This window comes from Streptomyces sp. NBC_00503, from assembly GCF_036346895.1.
Taxonomy (GTDB): domain Bacteria; phylum Actinomycetota; class Actinomycetes; order Streptomycetales; family Streptomycetaceae; genus Streptomyces.
This window is the reverse complement of the sequence record NZ_CP107855.1, coordinates 7978973-7996643: the sequence shown is the minus strand read 5'-3', so window position 1 is coordinate 7996643 and position 17671 is coordinate 7978973. Positions and strand designations below refer to the sequence as shown.

At 70.3% G+C, this 17671-nt stretch carries 13 protein-coding genes; 6 read left to right on the top strand and 7 right to left on the bottom strand.

Annotated elements, in window-relative coordinates; genetic code table 11:
- Window position 1: 1 nt before the first annotated feature.
- Window positions 2-1033, bottom strand: a complete 1032-nt coding sequence (locus OG490_RS36535) for a LacI family DNA-binding transcriptional regulator (protein ID WP_330300569.1) — start codon at window positions 1031-1033, stop codon at window positions 2-4.
- Between OG490_RS36535 and OG490_RS36530 the strand changes: the two genes are divergently transcribed.
- The 5 genes from OG490_RS36530 to OG490_RS36510 all read left to right on the top strand — a co-directional run bounded on the left by OG490_RS36530 (window position 1032) and on the right by OG490_RS36510 (window position 6802).
- A complete protein-coding gene (locus OG490_RS36530; protein WP_330300568.1) occupies window positions 1032-1175 on the top strand; it encodes a hypothetical protein in 144 nt (47 codons plus the stop codon). The two genes, OG490_RS36535 and OG490_RS36530, sit on opposite strands and share 2 nt — an antisense overlap.
- Before the next feature lie 160 nt (window positions 1176-1335).
- Entirely contained in the window at window positions 1336-2307 is a 972-nt protein-coding gene (locus OG490_RS36525) for a glycoside hydrolase family 6 protein (RefSeq protein WP_330300567.1), read from the top strand.
- Window positions 2308-2343: 36 nt separating this feature from the next.
- Window positions 2344-3633, top strand: coding sequence for a glycoside hydrolase family 6 protein (locus OG490_RS36520; RefSeq protein WP_330300566.1), 1290 nt, complete (start codon window positions 2344-2346; stop codon window positions 3631-3633).
- Between the two features lie 330 nt (window positions 3634-3963).
- Window positions 3964-5406, top strand: a complete 1443-nt coding sequence (locus tag OG490_RS36515) for an endo-1,4-beta-xylanase (protein ID WP_330300565.1) — start codon at window positions 3964-3966, stop codon at window positions 5404-5406.
- A gap of 28 nt (window positions 5407-5434) precedes the next feature.
- On the top strand, window positions 5435-6802 hold the full coding sequence (locus tag OG490_RS36510) for an RICIN domain-containing protein (RefSeq protein ID WP_443065917.1): 1368 nt from the start codon (window positions 5435-5437) through the stop codon (window positions 6800-6802).
- Between the two features lie 199 nt (window positions 6803-7001).
- On the opposite strand, the gene OG490_RS36505 is transcribed toward OG490_RS36510, so the two are convergent.
- Both OG490_RS36505 and araD read right to left on the bottom strand, forming a co-directional pair.
- Window positions 7002-9473 carry a glycoside hydrolase family 9 protein gene (locus tag OG490_RS36505; protein WP_330300564.1) on the bottom strand — a complete coding sequence of 824 codons (2472 nt, stop codon included), beginning with the start codon at window positions 9471-9473 and terminating at the stop codon, window positions 7002-7004.
- Between the two features lie 899 nt (window positions 9474-10372).
- Window positions 10373-11110 (bottom strand): L-ribulose-5-phosphate 4-epimerase AraD, encoded by a 738-nt coding sequence (gene araD / locus OG490_RS36500; protein WP_330300563.1) that lies wholly within the window; start codon window positions 11108-11110, stop codon window positions 10373-10375.
- 335 nt (window positions 11111-11445) lie between these two features.
- Here araD and OG490_RS36495 point away from each other — a divergent pair, with 335 nt between their 5' ends.
- Window positions 11446-12522, top strand: a complete 1077-nt coding sequence (locus tag OG490_RS36495; protein ID WP_443065916.1) for a LacI family DNA-binding transcriptional regulator — start codon at window positions 11446-11448, stop codon at window positions 12520-12522.
- 188 nt (window positions 12523-12710) lie between these two features.
- Here OG490_RS36495 and OG490_RS36490 read toward each other — a convergent pair whose 3' ends face one another.
- The 4 genes from OG490_RS36490 to OG490_RS36475 all read right to left on the bottom strand — a co-directional run bounded on the left by OG490_RS36490 (window position 12711) and on the right by OG490_RS36475 (window position 17623).
- Window positions 12711-13835: an aldose epimerase family protein gene (locus tag OG490_RS36490; RefSeq protein ID WP_330300561.1), complete on the bottom strand. Its 1125-nt coding sequence runs from the start codon at window positions 13833-13835 to the stop codon at window positions 12711-12713.
- Between the two features lie 109 nt (window positions 13836-13944).
- Complete coding sequence (gene yjfF / locus OG490_RS36485; RefSeq protein WP_330300560.1) at window positions 13945-14967, bottom strand: galactofuranose ABC transporter, permease protein YjfF; 1023 nt, start codon at window positions 14965-14967, stop codon at window positions 13945-13947.
- Entirely contained in the window at window positions 14964-16064 is a 1101-nt protein-coding gene (locus OG490_RS36480; RefSeq protein ID WP_330300559.1) for an ABC transporter permease, read from the bottom strand. Before OG490_RS36480 ends, yjfF begins: the two co-directional genes overlap by 4 nt.
- The gene (locus OG490_RS36475) at window positions 16061-17623 is read right to left on the bottom strand and encodes a sugar ABC transporter ATP-binding protein (protein WP_330300558.1); all 1563 of its coding nucleotides are present in this window, start codon (window positions 17621-17623) and stop codon (window positions 16061-16063) included. Before OG490_RS36475 ends, OG490_RS36480 begins: the two co-directional genes overlap by 4 nt.
- Window positions 17624-17671 lie beyond the last annotated feature (48 nt).

Genomic DNA, 17671 nt, shown 5'->3' with positions numbered 1-17671 from the left:
GTCAGGCGGGCGCGGGCAGATCGGGGGCCGATTCGCGCACGGTCAGGCGGGTCGGGAGGATCAACGGGCTGGGGCGGTGTCCTTCGATGGCACTGACCAGCATCCTGGCCATCTCCTGTCCCAGCGCCCGTACCGGCTGATGGACGGTGGTCAGCGGTGGGCTGGTGTGCCGGGCGCTCGCCAGGTCGTTGAAGCCGATCACCGCGACGTCCTCGGGCACCCGCAGCCCCCGTTCCCGCAAGGTGCGCAGAGCGCCGATGGCCATCGCGTCGGAGGCCGCGAACACCGCGTCGGGATCGGGGTGTTCGCGGAGCAGCCGCTCCATCGCCTCGGCGCCGCCCTCCTCGGTGAACTGCCCGGGCTCGACCCCGAGCAGCGGCAGGCCGGACAGGGTCAGACCGTCGGTGAACCCCTGTTCCCGCGCGACCGCGGCCCTGGCGTCCACCTGGCCGGTGATCATGACGGGCCGTCGGCGGCCCGTGCGCGCGAAGTGCTCGGCGGCCAGGCGGGCACCGCCCCGGTTGTCGGCGTCCACGTACCACGTGGGTTCCCCGATGAGCGGCAGTCCGCCGAAGACGACGGGGAGATCGACCTCCTCGCCCAGGCGGCCCAGCGGATCGTCGCCCCGCAGCGCCATCAGCATGACGCCGTCGGCCCGGCGCGAGCGCAGCAGCCGCTCGAACCTCTCCCGGCCGCGCGGGGTGTTGGCCAGCAGCAGGATCAGTTCCAGCTCGGTCTGCTCCAGCGCCTCGCTGACGCCGACGATGACCTCCGCGAAGAACGGGTCGGCGAACAGCCCCGGTTCATCGCTCGAGACCGCCAGCACCACCGCTCCGACCCTGCGGGTCGCGAGGGCCTGCGCGGACGGATTGGGCACGAAATCCAGCTCGCGCACCGCCCGTTGGACCGCCTCCCGCTTGGCACGACTGACGTGCGGGGCGTTGTTGATCACCCGGGAGGCCGCCGTGCGCGACACGCCGGCGCGTGCGGCCACCTCGTCGAGAGTCGGCATGCGCTTGGGTGACGGCTCCATGGAAGGACTGCTCCTCGGGCTCACGCGGACGGCGAACATCGAACGCCGACATCGAACGAGCGACATCGAACAGCGCCATGATTCCATCACCGCCCCGACTTCGGACCTGCACGCGGATGCTGCCCGGGTCTCGATCTGGTAGCGCTTCCAACCAATGACGCCATATCAGCCATGACGATGCTTCCGTGTTCAACCACTTGACACACCCCGGCGACGGCCCCAATCATCCCATCAGCGCGATCCGACCCCACATCAAAACTGGAAGCGCTTCCACTTCCCCATCCCCCACCGGAGGAAGAACCATGCGCATGTCCGTCCGAGCCGCGTCCGCCCTGCTGGCCGGCGCCCTGACCGCCGGCCTCGCCCTGATCAACGCCGGCCCGGCGTACGCCGCCGACCCGACCACCATGACCAGCGGCTTCTACGCCGACCCCGACAACTCCGCCCTGCGGTGGACCAACGCGAACCCGGGCGACGGGCGGGCGGCGGCGATCCGTACGTCCATCGCCAACACCCCGGCGGCCCGCTGGTTCGGCAACTGGAGCGGCGACATCGGCAGCGCCACCGGCGCCTACGTCGGCCGCGCGGACTCCTACGACAAGTTGCCGGTCCTGGTCGCGTACAACATCCCCAACCGGGACATCTGCGCCGGTCAGTCCGGCGGCGGCGCCGGGAGCCGCGCTGCCTACGACGCCTGGATCGCCGCCTTCGCCAGTGGCATCGGCAACCGCCCGGCCGTCGTCGTCCTCGAACCCGATGCCCTGGGCCACGAGAGCTGCATGACGGCTGCTCAGATCGCCGAGCGCAACGCCATGCTGAAGAACGCGATCGCCCAGTTCAATGCCAAGGCACCCAACACCTGGGTCTACCTCGACGCCGGGAACCCCGGCTGGATCGGCGCCTCGACCATGGCGCAGCAGCTCGCCGCCGCCGGGGTCAGCGGGGCACGCGGCTTCGTACTGAACGTCTCCAACTACTTCACCACCGACCAGAACACCTCCTACGGCAACGCGGTCAACTCCGCACTGGGCTCCTACGGCTACACCAAGCCGTTCGTCATCGACACCAGCCGCAACGGCAACGGTTCCAACGGCCAGTGGTGCAACCCCGCCGGCCGCCGGATCGGTACTCCCACCCAGCGCGGCGGCAGTGCCGAGATGCTGCTGTGGATCAAGATCCCCGGCGAGTCCGACGGCAACTGCGGCGTCGGGGCCGGCTCCTCGGCCGGACAGTTCCTGCCGGAGGTCGCCTACAAGATGATCTACGGCTACTGACCCGGCCCCGCTTCCCTCCCTCACCGAAGGAACCCCGTGCGCATCCCCCTGCACCGATTAGTCCTGGCAGCGAGCGCGCTCACCCTGCTCCTCGGCGCCGTCGCCCCCGCCTCTGCCGAGGCGCGCTCCGCACCGGCATCCCACACGCTTCCTGCGAACACCCGCTTCTACGTCGATCCCGACAGCGACGCGGCCCACCAGGCCGTCACCGACCTCCTCCACCGGGACTTCGATGGCGCCAAGTCCATGGCGAAGCTGGCCAGTTGGCCGGAGGCCGCCTGGTTCACCGACGGCACCCCGGAGCAGGTCGAATCCCGCGTACGCGACCTGGTGCGCGGGGCCGAGCGAACCCGGACGGTTCCCGTCCTGGTGGCCTACGACATACCGCTGCGCGACTGCTCCCAGTACTCCTCCGGCGGTGCACAGTCGGACGCCGAGTACCAGGCCTGGATCAGCGCCTTCGCCCGGGGGATCGGACGCAGCAAGGCCGTCGTCATCCTCGAACCGGACGGGCTGGCCAACCTCCCCTCCGACTGCGGGCCCGGCAGCGACCCCACCGGCGCGATCACCGCCGGACGCTTCGCCGACCTCAACCACGCGATCGACGCCCTGGAGCGGCAGCCGAACAGCGTCGTCTACCTGGACGCCGGAAACAGCCACTGGCGCAGCGTCGGCGACGCCGCGGGGCGCCTCCTCCAGGCAGGTGTCACCCGTACCCAGGGCTTCTCGCTGAACGTCTCCAACTACCTGGCCACCGATCTGTCCACCCACTACGGCACCTGGGTCTCCCAGTGCCTGTGGTTCGCCACCAAGGGCCCGGACTGGGCCAAGGGGCACCCCGACTGGTGCGCGAGCCAGTACTACTCCCCCGCGGCACCGAACGACGGGCAGCCGGGAAGTTCCGTGAACGTGGACGACCCGTCCACCTGGCACTGGACCGACCTGTGGTTCCAACAGAACGTGGGCACCCCGCCCGCGCAGGAGCTCACCCACCTCGTCGTGGACACCAGCCGCGACGGCCGGGGCGCCTGGACCCCGCCTGCGGGCAAGTACAGCGGCGATCCGCAGACCTGGTGCAACGCTCCCGGTCGCGGCATCGGCGCCCGGCCGACCGCGAACACCCGCGTCCCGCTCGTGGACGCCTACCTGTGGATCAAGACGGTCGGCCAGTCCGACGGCCAGTGCAACCGCAGCATCCCGGGCGGCACCATCGACCCGGAGTACGGCGTCGTCGATCCCGCGGCCGGCGTGTGGTGGCCGGAGCAGGCCAAGTCCCTCGTCCGCAACGCCGACCCGGCACTGGAGTTCAACACGGCCCTGCGCTGACCGGAGATCCGAACTGTAGAAATACCCGTTGCAGAGCGATCCTCATCGAAACACTTTCGATGAGGATCGCTCTACGAAAAGCGGCTATTAGGCTATTCGGAGGCACCGGATTCTCGAAACACTTTCGAAAGTATTGACATGTTTCGGCGGTGTTTCCAGACTGGGGCCCGAGGCGATACCCCCGTCTATGTCCGAGTGCCGGGTGTCGGCCTTGAATCGTTACGCCCTGACTGGTGAGCGTCCTTTTGTCAATGGACGCGGGCGTCGTTCACGCGGATTCACTCTGCCCCGCTCCAATCCTTCCGTGATTTCTGTCCTGGAGGCTCTTTCATGGGCTCAAATGCCATTCCCCCATCCACCGTCCGCCGGAAGATCGGAATTCTCCGTACGGCGCTGGTCGCCGGCGTCCTCGGCTCAGCCGCCCTACTGGTGGCTCCGCTGGCCTCACAGGCCGCCGAGAGCACCCTCGGCGGCGCGGCGGCGCAGAGCGGCCGCTACTTCGGCACCGCCGTCGCCTCGGGCAGGCTGGGCGACTCGGCGTACACGACGATCGCGGGCCGCGAGTTCAACATGGTGACGCCCGAGAACGAGATGAAGATCGACGCCACCGAACCCCAGCAGGGCCAGTTCAACTTCGCCGCCGGTGACCGCGTCTACAACTGGGCGGTACAGAACGGCAAGCAGGTACGCGGTCACACCCTGGCCTGGTACTCCCAGCAGCCCGGCTGGATGCAGAACCTCAGCGGCAGCGCGCTGCGCCAGGCGATGACCAACCACATCAACGGCGTGATGGCCCACTACAAGGGCAAGATCGTCCAGTGGGACGTCGTGAACGAGGCCTTCGCCGACGGCAGTTCGGGGGCCCGCCGCGACTCCAACCTGCAGCGCACCGGCAACGACTGGATCGAGGTCGCCTTCCGCACCGCGCGCGCCGCCGACCCGGCCGCCAAGCTCTGCTACAACGACTACAACGTCGAGAACTGGACCTGGGCCAAGACCCAGGCCATGTACAACATGGTCCGGGACTTCAAGCAGCGCGGCGTGCCGATCGACTGCGTCGGCTTCCAGTCCCACTTCAACAACGACAGCCCCTACAACAGCAACTTCCGCACCACCCTGCAGAGCTTCGCCGCCCTCGGCGTCGACGTGGCCGTCACCGAACTCGACATCCAGGGCGCCTCGGCCACGACCTACGCCAACGTGACCAACGACTGCCTGGCTGTCCCGCGCTGCCTCGGCATCACCGTCTGGGGTGTGCGCGACACCGACTCCTGGCGGTCGGAGCAATCGCCGCTGCTGTTCGACGGCAACGGCAACAAGAAGCCGGCCTACACCTCGGTGCTCAACGCACTCAACGCCGGTTCCTCCAACCCCACTCCGACCCCCACACCCGGTTCCGGACAGGTCAAGGGCGTCGGTTCGGGCCGCTGCCTGGACGTGCCCGGTGCCAGCACGACCGACGGCACCCAGCTCAACCTGTGGGACTGCAACAACCGCGCCAACCAGCAGTGGTCGTACACCGCCGGGGGCGAGCTCAAGGTCTACGGCGACAAGTGCCTGGACGCCGCCGGCACCGCCAACGGCACCAAGGTCCAGATCTACAGCTGCTGGGGCGGCGACAACCAGAAGTGGCGCCTGAACTCCGACGGTTCCATCGTCGGAGTCCAGTCCGGCCTCTGCCTGGACGCTGCCGGAACCGGCACCGCCAACGGCACCCTGATCCAGCTCTACTCCTGCTCGGGCGGCAGCAACCAGCGCTGGAGCCGCACCTGACGACCTGTCACGGCGAAAGGGTGAACCGATGAAGACCTACGGTACGGCTTCCCCCGCTCCTCCACGAAGGAACCGCTGGTGGTCCCGGTTGGCCTCCGTGGTGGCGGCGACGCTTGCGATCGGCACGCTCTTCTCGGTGAAGCCGGCGCCCGCTGAGGCGGCGACGGTGGACGGCAATGCCTGGTACGTCCTGGTCAACCGCAACAGCGGCAAGGCGCTGGACGTCTATGGCACCTCCACCGCCGACGGCGCGCGAGTCAGTCAGTGGACGCGCAACGACGGAGCCAACCAGCAGTGGCAGTTCGTGGACTCCGGCGGCGGCTTCTACCGGCTCAAGGCCCGGCATTCGGGCAAGGTCCTCGACGTGGCCGGCTCCTCGACCGCCGACGGCGCCGCGATCGCGCAGCGGACCGACGGCAACGGGGCCAACCAGCAGTTCCGGCTGGCCGACTCCGACGCGGGCCACGTCCGGCTGATCAACCGCAACAGCGGCAAGGCCGTCGAGGTACAGGGCGCCTCCACCGCCGACGGCGGCAACGTCGTCCAGTACGGCGACTGGGGCGGCGCCAACCAGCAATGGCAGATGGTCAAGCTGTCGTCCGGCGGCGGCGGATGCGGCAGCGCCCCGACGCTGGCGAGCGGTACGCACACGATCCAGAGCAGCGGCAAGAGCCGCAGCTTCATCCTCAGGGTGCCCGACAACTACTCCAACAGCCAGCCCTACCGGCTGATCTTCGCGTTCCACTGGCGGGGCGGAACCGCCGGCGACGTCGCCTCGGGCGGAACGAGCGGGAAGGCCTGGTCCTACTACGGCCAACAGGAACAATCCAACAACAGCGCGATCCTCGTCGCCCCCCAGGGCCTCGACAACGGCTGGGCCAATCCGGGCGGTGAGGACGTCACCTTCGTCGACGACATGATCCGGCGGATCGAGGGCGGCCTCTGCGTCAACACGGCGCAGCGTTTCGCCACCGGTTTCAGCTGGGGCGGCGGGATGAGCTACGCACTCGCATGCACCCGGGCCGACGTCTTCAGGGCTGTCGCGGTCATCTCCGGCGGCGAGATCAGCGGGTGCAGCGGCGGCGCCCAGCCCATCGCCTACTTCGGAATCCACGGCGTCAGCGACTCCGTCCTCAACATCGCGCAAGGACGGTCCCTGCGCGACCGGTTCGTCAGCAACAACGGCTGCACCTCCCAGACCCCGCGCGAGCCCGCGCCGGGCAGCCGGACGCACATCACCACCACCTACTCGGGCTGCCGTGCCGGGTACCCGGTCCAATGGGCCGCCTTCGACGGTGGCCACTTGCCCGGTCCGGTCGACGGCTCCTCCAACGAAAGCGGTGTCACGACCTGGACCAAGGGAGAGATCTGGAGGTTCTTCGCACAGTTCCAGTGACACACCCCGCGCCATGGAGTGGAGCCAGGATCATCCTGGCTCCACTCCGTCGTCGTCCCTCGATGGCAGCGCTTCCCGCAAAACGCACCTGCCCTGCGCCCGGGGCTGGCTCACCGTCCAGGCGGAGCTGAGCCCACCGAAAGCGGCCCGCCGCACCAGGGCTTCCCGGTGCGGCGGGCGGGCAGGGCGTGGTGATCGTTCAGGAGCAGAGTGCGCCGTTGAGCGTGTAGCGCGCCGGGATCGCGTTGGTACCCGAGTACGTCGCCTGGAAGCCGAAGCCCACGCTGCCGCCGGGCTCCAGCGTGCCGTTCCACCCCGCGTCCCGGGCGGTGACCGTGCTGCCCGACTGGCTCACCGTGGCGTTCCAGCCGTTGCTGATCCGCTGGTCACCCGCGAAGCTCCAGCCGAGGGTCCAGCCGGAGATCGTCGAGGTTCCGGTGTTCCTCACGGTCACCGTCGCGGTGAAACCGTTGCTCCAGGCGTTGTCGATCCGGTACGCCACCGTGCAGGAGGCCGCCGACGCGTCGTCGTCCGCCTCCGTCGCCGTGAACGTCGCCGACTGCACGCCAGGACCACCGACCGTGAACGTCGCGCTGCCCGACGACACGTCGGCGTCCTGCGCGCCGAGGACCGAAACCTGCTGCGCCGTCGCCCAGTTGGCCGGGGTGAACACCAGGGTCGCGGCTGCCGACAGGTCCTCGTCGCCGGAGTTCCGGGCCACCGTCACCGTCACGTTCTGCGCGGGCGCTGCCGAGAGCCGCACGCCCACCGGCGCCGAGCCGCCCTCCGGGACCGTTACGGCCGCCGGCGCCACCTGGACCACGGGCGCCGCCGGGGCGCCGCGCCGCTCGGCCGCGAAGGCCGCCAGCCAGGCCAGGGAGGCGTTCCAGTTGATGGCCACCTCGTTGGTGGAGTACGAGCCGATGTCGTCCACGTAGCAGGCCGCCGGTGCGCAGCCCGTGAGCTTCTCCTTGGCCACCGGGTCCTCCAGCCCGGAGTTCGGCCCGCCCGCGAAGGAACCGGCTGGCGGGTGCGGGAGCGAGGCGTCGTTCTGATGCGCCCAGAACCGGTGGTGCTGGTTCTCGGAAGTGCGGTCGCCGTAGCCGGTGACGTAGGAGAGGTCGAGCGCGTTGCGGCCGAGCAGGTAGTCCAGGGACTCCAACGCTCCGGCCCGGTAGCGCTGTTGCCCGGTGATCTCGTACGCGACGGCCAGCACCATCGCGTTGTTGGTGACGGAGCTGTTGGAGCCCCACACGTACCCGGTGTCGGGGAGCGGCACCGCGTAGCCCTGGCCGGACATCGTGGACAGGTGGCCGTCGGCGGCCGTGGTCAGCAGGCCGCGCAGCCGGGTCACGTCGTCGGCGGGCAGGGTCACGCCGGGGACGGTGGCGAGGGTGATGCGGCCGAGCGTCGCGGTGCCGCCCCACCAGAACGCGTCGACGGGCTTGGTGTGGTGCGGGGAGGAGGTGACAGCGTCCCGGTACTGGGACTCGCCGGTGGTGGCGAGGAGTTCCGCCGCCGCCCAGTAGAACTCGTCGGAGACGTCTGCGTCCTCGTACGCACCACCGCCGGTGTTGTCGCTCGCCAAGGCGAGCACGTTCGGGTTGGCCTTGGCGGCCGTCCAGGCGCGGCGGGCCGCGTCCAGGCAGCGCGCGGAGAACGCGGCGTCGTACGACGCGTACACCCGGGCACATTGCGCAGCCGAGGCTGCCAGGTTCAGCGTCGCGGCGGTCGACGGCTTGTGCAACTCGCGTTGTTCGGAATCGAGTTCGGGCCGGGTCGGCAGGGCGGTCCACTTGGCGTCGTGCATCTTGTGGAAGGCCATCCCGGCCATCGGCTTCCCGGCCGGGACCTGCATCCGCAGCAGGAACTCCAGCTCCCAACGGGCCTCGTCCAGCACGTCCGGCGTCCCGTTGCCGCGCTCCGGCACCCGCAGCGTCGCATCGCCGAGCGCCGCTTCACCACCCGAACGGCGGGCCCGCTCGAAGGAGTTCACCATCTCCCAGACGGAGATGCCGCCGTTGACCACGTACTTGCCCTGGTCGCCCGCGTCGTACCAGCCGCCGCGCACGTCCAGTTGGTAGTCGCACACCCCGGACTGGCAGGGGACACCGGTGTCGCCCTTGTTCGGGGCGACGCCGAGGTGCCCGGCGGGGCGGGCGTACGCGCTGCCGCCCGCCAGGGCGGCATCGATCGCGATGCCACTGCGCTGCTGGTAGAAGAACGACATGCTGTCGGCGCGCAGTCCGTCGTAGAGCGAGGCGGATATGTCGAAGGGGTGGCTGCTCTGGCCGCCGACGGCCAGGGTGAAGCCGGTGCCGGTGCCGGTGTACGCGCCGAAGTCCACCAGGTGCGTGGACTGACCGGACGCCTGGTCGGCGCCGTGCACCGTGGTGGCGCCCGAAGCGGTCACCGCACCGGAAGCGTCGCGCAGTTGCCAGGCGAGCGGGGCCGTCGCGGAGCTGGCCACGGTGGCCCGCTTGGGGCCGTCGGGCAGGTAGCCGAGCTGGTTGACCCGGACGGGCGTGTCGGCAGCGGCGGCCACGGTGGCGGCAGCCGCGACCGGAAGGGTCAGGGCGGTCGCGGACAGACCGCCGACCGCCAGCGCGAAGCCGGCGAGCACGGCGGCCGCGCGACGTGGCACGCCGCGGGCGGAGGTGACAGGAGGCACGGTGAAGCCTTCCTCGGTGGATGAGGGGCGGAGTGGGAGCGCTCCCAATCAAGCCAGGCGCCTCACGGACCCGTCAAGGCACCGGTACGAACCGGTGGTTGAACGAACCGCATCCGCGAACAGGCCGACCGCCACCACAGCTTCGGCGCACGTGAACCGGTGGCCCGAAATCGACGACCAGAGCCGGCGCCGGCCCCGCCGAGGGGGCTCACACACCCCAACCCCCACCGCCCGACCCTCACTCACCGGCGGCCAGCGCATCGGCCGGTTGCGCGGGAGCGGACATCGACGGACAGCCGGCCCAGTCACGCTCCGCGCGGACGCGGTGTCCGTCCGGCAAGGTACCGGTCCCGGCGGTGACGGACGCGAGCCGGTCGCGCCAGCCGCTGTGAAGCGTCGGCGCAAGCCACGCGGCTCCAGCCACTCAGCGACCGCCGGTCGGCGACCGCCACTCAGTGACTGCCACTCATCCAGCGACCGGCAAGGTCGAGCCCCGCCACAGGGCCGACTCAGACGATCCGGCCCGCGCCGCCGCGGCTGGCCACGAGGGCAGGAGGGCGGGCCGACGACTGGAGTAGCAGGTGGTCGGACCCGGCCGGAACCGTGGCATTCGGCGACCCGTGAGGCGTCAGCCCGGCGGGGCGAGGTCGCGCGCCGCCGGCGACAGCACCTCGCGGCCGCCGACGCCCCCTCCCCCGCCGCAGATTCTCCGGAAACCTGTCGCCGCGCCGCGCCGTGAGGCGGTGCGCGACCTCAGACGCCCCGAGGTGTGCGGGGCACCCGGGGTGCGCGGGGCCGCTCGCCGCACCGTGACGAAGCGCAGGGCCTCGCACGCCCGGGGCCTGCGAAGCGCCCAAGGCATGCGACGCCACTCGCCGCGCCGCGATCAAGCGCAGGCCTCAGACGCCCGGGGCATGAGGGGCGTTGCCGTAATAGGCGTCCGGTCCGTGCTTGCGGGTGAAGTGCCGCTCCAGCAGATGCCTCGGCGGTTCGGAGGTGTCTCCGAGGCGGGAGCCCAGCGCCAGCGTGTGCAGCGCCATCTCCGCCACGGCCTCGCAGACGATGGCGTTCTCCAGCGCAGCCTTCGCGGTGGCGCCCCAGGTGAAGGGGCCGTGCCGTGAGACGAGCGCGCCGGGGACCTCGTCGGCCCGGCGGGGGTCGCCGTCGAGCCGGGCAACGATCACCTGTCCGGTGTTGTACTCGTAGTCCTGCGCGCACTGCTCGGCGGTGAGGTCCGCCGTCACGGGGACGGGCCCGTTGAAGGTGTCGGCGTGTGTCGTGCCGAGCACGGGGATCGGGCGGCGCGCCTGGGCGAAGGCGACGGCGTGCGTCGAGTGCGTGTGGGTGACGCCGCCGATGGAGGGGAAGGCCCGGTAGAGGCACCGATGGGTTTCGGTGTCGGTGGACGGCCTGAGGTTTCCGTCGACGACCCGCCCGTCCTCCAGCGCCACCACCACCAGGTCATCCTCGGTGAGGTCGGCGTAGGAGACTCCGGACGGCTTGATGACGAAGACGCCGGCGTCTCGATCCACTCCACTGACGTTTCCCCAGGTGAGGGTGGCCAGACCGGCCTCCGGGATGCGCAGGTTGGCCGCGAGGACCTCGCGACGGAGGTCCTTGAGAATGGTCTCGCTCACTACGCTCTCACCGTCTGTCTGACATGCGCGGCGGTTTCTCCGGACCGGCGTCCCGCCGGCCCCGCAGTCGCGCATGAGCGGGCTGGACTGATCGGGGGCCGCACCGGGCATCGCGGCTGCGCTGCCGCAGCTATCCCACCCACCCGGCTGCCCCGATCGAATTGTTAACGCTAACAAGCAGTAATCTCAAGAGGTAGGAGAAGATTCATGCCCACACCATGCGACCAACGCTGCATAATGTGAACGCCCACATCGATCCTGATCGACGGACTCCCGGCCGGTCCGGGATATGTGCGGGCCGCGGCTGGTTCGGTACCTTGAGGGAAGGCCGCTCGATGAGGAAAGGAAGAGAGTTGACCCAGCTCCCAGACGTCTCGCGAGCGCCCACCATGACGGACGTCGCACGTGTCGCCGGCGTGTCCCACCAGACCGTTTCGCGAGTGCTCAGCGACCACCCGAACGTCAGCGCCAAGACCCGGGCCGCCGTGACACAGGTCATCGAGCAGCTCGGGTACCGCCGCAATTCGGCAGCCCGGGCCCTGGCCACTCGCCGGACCCACACGCTCGGCGTCATCGCGGTGAACACCACACTGCACGGGCCCGCCAGCACCGTGGCGGGAGTCCAGGAGGCGGCTCGGGACCGCGGCTATCTGACGTCCGCCGTCACGCTTCGGACCGCCACACAGACGGCCCTCGCCGAAGCCATGCAGCACCTCGCCGGGTGGGGCGTGGAGGGGATCGTGGCCGTCACTCCCCAACGCGCCGCGGTGAGGGCCCTGGCGGCACTGGAAGCACCGTGCCCGGTGGTCACCGTGGAAGGCGGCCACACCCTCGACCTGCCGGGGGTTTCGCTGGACCAGAGCCTCGGGGCTCGCATGATCACGGAACATCTCCTCGCCTCGGGCCACGCCACCGTGTGGCATGTCGCGGGCCCTCCCGACTGGCTGGAGAGCGAGGCCCGCACCCAGGGATGGGAGGACGCGCTCCGCGATGCCGGCGCCGAGGTGCCGCCCCTGCTGCGCGGCGACTGGAGTCCGCTGTCGGGATACCAGGCCGGCCAGCAGCTCGCGGGGCGATTCCGGTCGTCACAAGGGCGGGGAGCGGCCCTCACCGCGGTGTTCGTCGCCAACGACCAGATGGCCCTCGGTGTCCTACGGGCCTTGCGGGAGGCCGGCCTGCGCACGCCGGAGGACGTGGCGGTCGCCGGGTTCGACGACATCCCCGAGGCCGAGTTCTTCCCGCCCCCGCTGACGACGATCCGTCAGGACTTCGCCTCGATCGGCCGCTACAGCATCGGGCTGCTCCTGGACCACATCGAAGGCCGGACCGACGAGTCGACGCACCTGGTGGTGGCGCCCGAGCTCATCGTGCGCGCCAGCACGGCGCGCAGGGTCACTCCCCCCGGCGAATGACCCCCCGATGACCCCCAGGAGCCCGGCCGTTGACCCCTCCCAGGGAGAGCCGGGCCCCGGGGGCGCCTCGTACGGGAAGCCGGGCCCCCTGGGGCACCTCGTACGGGGATTGACGCCACAGGCACGAAAGCCGCTGTCCGGTGCCCCCCTGCGGCACCGGACAGCGGCGACGGCCGACGCCGCCCCTCTCAGGCGGTGACCGTGGTGAAACTGTGGATCGTGGTGGACCGGTACAGCTCGCCCGGGCGCAGCAGGACCGTCGGGTAGTCGGGGCGGTTCGGGGAGTCAGGGAAGTGCTGGGTTTCCAGCGCGACCCCCGCGTAGGCCTGGTAGGGCCTGCCTCCCTTGCCCGTGATGTCACCCGTCAGGCCTTGGGCGGTGTAGACCTGGATGCCCGGTTCCGTGGTGAGCACGTCCATGCGGCGGCCGGATGCGGGGGCGTACAACACGGCGGCCTGGCGGGGACGGGCCCGCCGGTCGCCGTCGAGGACCCAGTTGTGGTCGAAGCCGCCACCCGCGAGGGCCAGTTGCGCATCCGTATAGGTCAGTACGTCGGAGAGCCGCCGGGGCCGACGAAGGTCGAACGGGGTACCGCTGACCGAGCGGTGGGGGCCGTCGGGGATCAACTCGCTGTCGACGGGGGTGTAGAGCGGGGCCGCGACCTGGAGATGGTGGGCCAGGACGTTGCCGCGTCCCTCCCCTTCGAGGTTCCAGTAGGCGTGGTTGGTGAGGTTCACGATCGTCGGCGCGTCGGCGACCGCCTGGTACGACAGGGTCAGGTTGTCGTCCCGGTCCAGCGTGTAGGTGACGCGGACGTTGAGGGCGCCGGGGAATCCCTGGTCGCCGTCGGGGCTGTGCAGGAACAGACGGACACCGGTGCGGTGTGCGGAGTGGAAGGGTTCGCACCGCCACACGCGCTGGTCGAACCCGTCGGGACCGCCGTGCAGCGTGTGCCCGGTCTCCTGGGTGGCCAGCCGGTGGGTGACGCCGTCGACGACGAGCCGGCCCCCGGCGATCCGGTTGGCGTAACGGCCCACCGTCGCGCCGAAGTAGCGTGCGGAGCCCTCGAAGGCGCCGGGGTCGCCGGCGGCGAGCACCACGTCGGCGGTGTGGCCCCAGCGGTCCGGCAGGATCAGGGAATGGAGGCGGGCGCCGCGCGTGTGGACCTCCGCGCAGGCCCGGCCGGGGAAGCCGAACCGCCACCTCTCCCCCGGTCCTTCATCGTCCAGGCGCAGGGGGCGGACCGCCCGCGGACCGGCGGCAGTCTGCCCGCGCTCGGCGGCCTGATCGACAGTTTCGTATGCGTGTTCCATGGCGGTATTCCCTGGAAGTCGGTCCATCGGAGGGCGCGCCGGGAAGCGCTGTGATCGCGGCGCGCGAACGCGGTGGCACGGGCAGATGGGCTGCGGAGCCGGGCCGGAGTCAGTCGGTGGCGGGGCGGCGGCCGCTCATCAGACGTTGCAGCACGATGAACACGAGCAGCAGGGCGCCGATGACGATCCGGGTCCACCAGGAGCTGAGCGTGCCCTGGAAGTTGACGACCGTCTGGATCATGCCGAGGACGAGCACGCCCAGGGCGGTGCCCAGGACGAAGCCGGAACCGCCGGTCAGCAGCGTGCCGCCGATCACGGTGGCTGCGATCGCGTCGAGTTCCATGCCCATGGCGTGGAGTGCGTAGCCGGAGAGCATGTAGAAGGTCAGCAGCAGGCCGCCGAGTGCGGAGCACAGGCCGCTGACGGCGTATACGGCGATCTTGGTGGAGCCTGCCAGAAGACCCATCAGGCGTGCGGAGGACTCGTTGCCGCCCAGCGCGTACACGTTGCGGCCGAAGCGCGTGTGGTGCAGTACGACGAAGGCGATCACCAGCACCGCCAGGGCGATGACGACCGGGATCGAGACGAACAGGCCCCCCGGGCCGTACAGCCGGGTCTGCGCGATTGCGGCCGTGGTGGGGTCGCTGATCGTGATGGATTCGGTGCTGATCGTGTAGCAGAGCCCGCGGGCGAGGAACATGCCGGCCAGGGTGACGATGAACGGCTGGATCTCGAAGGTGTGGATGATCCAGCCCATGAGGGTCCCGCTCGCGGCGCCGACCAGCAGGACGAGGGGGATGACGGCGGCCAGGGGCCAGCCGTGCGACTCGACCAGCCAGGCGGTGATCATGGTCGACAGGGCCACCATGGAGCCGACGGACAGATCGATGCCGCCGGTGAGGATGACGAAGGTCGCCCCGACCGCGACGACCAGGAGGAATCCGTTGTCGATCAGCAGGTTCAGTACGACTTGCGCGGAGAGGAAGCCCTCGTAGCGCACCGATCCGACGCTGAACATGACGACCAGCAGGACGGCCGTGACGATCAGTGGGATACGGGTGCGGGTGCGCGGCGACACGGTCGCGAAGGGGCGGGTGAGGTGCGCGGCGGCGCTCGCGATGCCGGTGCTCATGCGCCTGCCTCCTGCTGCTGCGGGGCGGCGCCCGCTGCGGTGTGGGATCGGGGAGTGGTCGTCCTGCGGCGGCGCAGGACCTTGGCCCGGAAGACCGAAGACTGCACGAGGCAGACGACGATGACGACGAAGGCCTTGAAGACGAGGGTGGTCTCGGGCGGGACGCCGAGGGTGTAGACGGTGGTGGACAGGGTCTGGATGATCAGGGCGCCCAGGACGGTGCCGCCGAGGGAGAAGCGTCCTCCGGTCAGGGCGGTACCACCGACGACTACGGCGAGGATCGCGTCGAGTTCGATCCACAGGCCGGCGTTGTTGCCGTCGGCGCTGGAGACGTTGGAGCTGATCATCAGCCCGGCGACGGCGGCGCACAGCGCGCTGAAGACGTAGACCAGGGCGAGCAGACCGCCGGCCCGGATGCCGACCAGGCGGCTGGCGGCGGGGTTGCCGCCGACGGACTCGATCAGCATGCCGAGTGCGCTGCGACGGGTGACGAAGGCGGTGAGCGCGACGAGGGCGGCCGCCAGGAGTACGGCGAAGGGGAAGGTGAGCCAGTAGCCGCCTCCGATCATCTTGTAGGGGGCGCTGGTCACCGTGATGATCTGGCCGTCGGTGATCAGCTGGGCGACACCGCGGCCCGCGACCATGAGGATCAAGGTGGCCACGATGGGCTGCACCCCCAGCCCGGACACCAGGAAGCCGTTGGCCAGACCCAGTACGAGGGCGACGCCGAGCGCGAGGCCGACGGCCGTGAGCATGGTGGCGACGCTGCCGGGGTGTGCGGCGGTGGAGATGTGCCCGCAGGCGAGGGCGCCGGCGATGGCGACGGTGGAGCCCACCGAGAGGTCGATGCCGCGGGTGGCGATGACCAGGGTCATGCCGAGCGCCACCAGGATGAGGGGCGCACCGAACTGCAGGATGTCGATGAGGCTGCCGTAGAGGTGTCCGTCGCGTATGCGGACGGAGAAGAAGTCGTGGTGGAACGCGAGGTTGCCGAGGAGCAGGGCGAGCAGGATGAGCGCGGGCCACAGCAGGCGGTGGCCGGCCAGTCGTCTCCCGATTCCGCCGGCCGCCTCGGACTTGGCGGGCTGGGTGGTCATGAGTCCGTTCCGGTGGCGATGGTCGTGAGGAGGCGTTCGGGCGTGACGGTGTCGTCGTTCGCGAGGGTGGCCACCATGCGGTGGTCGCGGAGCACGGCGATGCGGTGGCTCAGGCGCAGGACCTCTTCGAGTTCCGCCGAGATGAACAGCACGGAGGTGCCTTCGCCCGCCAGGCGGGCCACGAGTTTCTGGATCTCCGCCTTGGCCCCGATGTCGATGCCCCGGGTGGGTTCGTCGAGGATCAGGAGCCGGGGGTCGGTCAGCAGCCAACGCGCGAGCAGGACCTTCTGCTGGTTGCCTCCGCTGAGGTGGCGCACCTGCGCTTCGGGGTCGCCGGGGCGGATGTCCAGGGCTTCGATCCAGTGCCGCGCCAGTTCGTCCTGTTTCGCACGGGCCAGCGGCCTGGTCCAGCCGCGGGCGGCCTGCAGGGCGAGGATGATGTTCTCGCGGACCGTGAGCTCGCCCACCAGCCCCTCGGACTTGCGGTTCTCGGAGCAGAACGCGATGCCCCGGGCGATGGCGTGGCGGGGGGTGCGCAGGACCACCTTCTCGCCCTCGATGCTCACATCTCCGGCGTCCGCGCTGTCCGCGCCGAACAGGAGGCGTGCCACCTCGGTGCGGCCCGAACCCAGCAGGCCCGCCAGTCCGATGACCTCGCCGGCGTGGATGTCGAGGTCGTACGGTTCGATCGAGCCCGTGCGGGTCAGCTGCCGTGCCCGGAGGAACGGCTCGCCGGCCGCCCGTACGGCCGCTTCCTCGTGGGCACGGCCGGACAGCTGGTCGAGGGTGGCCAGTTCTCCGCCGATCATGCGCTGTACCAGCGTCACCGGCGTGAGTTCCCCGATGGGGTACTCGCCTTCCAGCTGGCCGTTGCGCAGGATGGTGACGCGGTCGCAGAGGTCGAATACCTGGTCGAGGAAGTGCGTGACGAACAGGATGGCCACACCGCGGTCCCGCAGGCGCCGCACCAGGGTGAAGAGCTGGGCGACCTCCTCGCGGTCCAGGCTGGAGGTGGGTTCGTCCAGCACGAGCACCTTCGCCGAGACGTCCACCGCCCTGACGATGGCGACCAGTTGCTGTACCGCCAGGGAATGCGAATCGAGCAGACTGGTGACGTCCAGGTCGAGGTCCAGTTCCGTCAGCAGCTCGACCGCCCGCTGACGCATCGCGGACCAGTGGATGAGACCGAACCGGCGCGGTTCGCGCCCGATGAGGATGTTCTCGGCGACCGAGATGTTCGGGCAGAGGTTCACCTCCTGGTAGACGGTGCTGATTCCGGCCTGCTGCGCCTGGAGGGGGTCCGCGAACGCGTGGGGCCGGCCGTCGACCACGAGGGTGCCGCCGTCGGCGGGGTGGACACCGGTGAGCACCTTGATCAAGGTGGACTTCCCGGCGCCGTTCTCGCCCATCAGGGCGTGCACCTCACCGGGGAAGAGCCGCAGGGCGACTCCGTCGAGGGCGAGCACGCCCGGGAACTGCTTGCGGATGCCCTGGGCTTCCAGGACCGGTCGCGGGCCGCCCGCGTCCGTGGGCCGCGGGGTGGTGGACGGGGATGCCATCCGCCCTCCTCTCATGGGTGGGGTGGTGGAGCGGGCTGCCGACTGTGG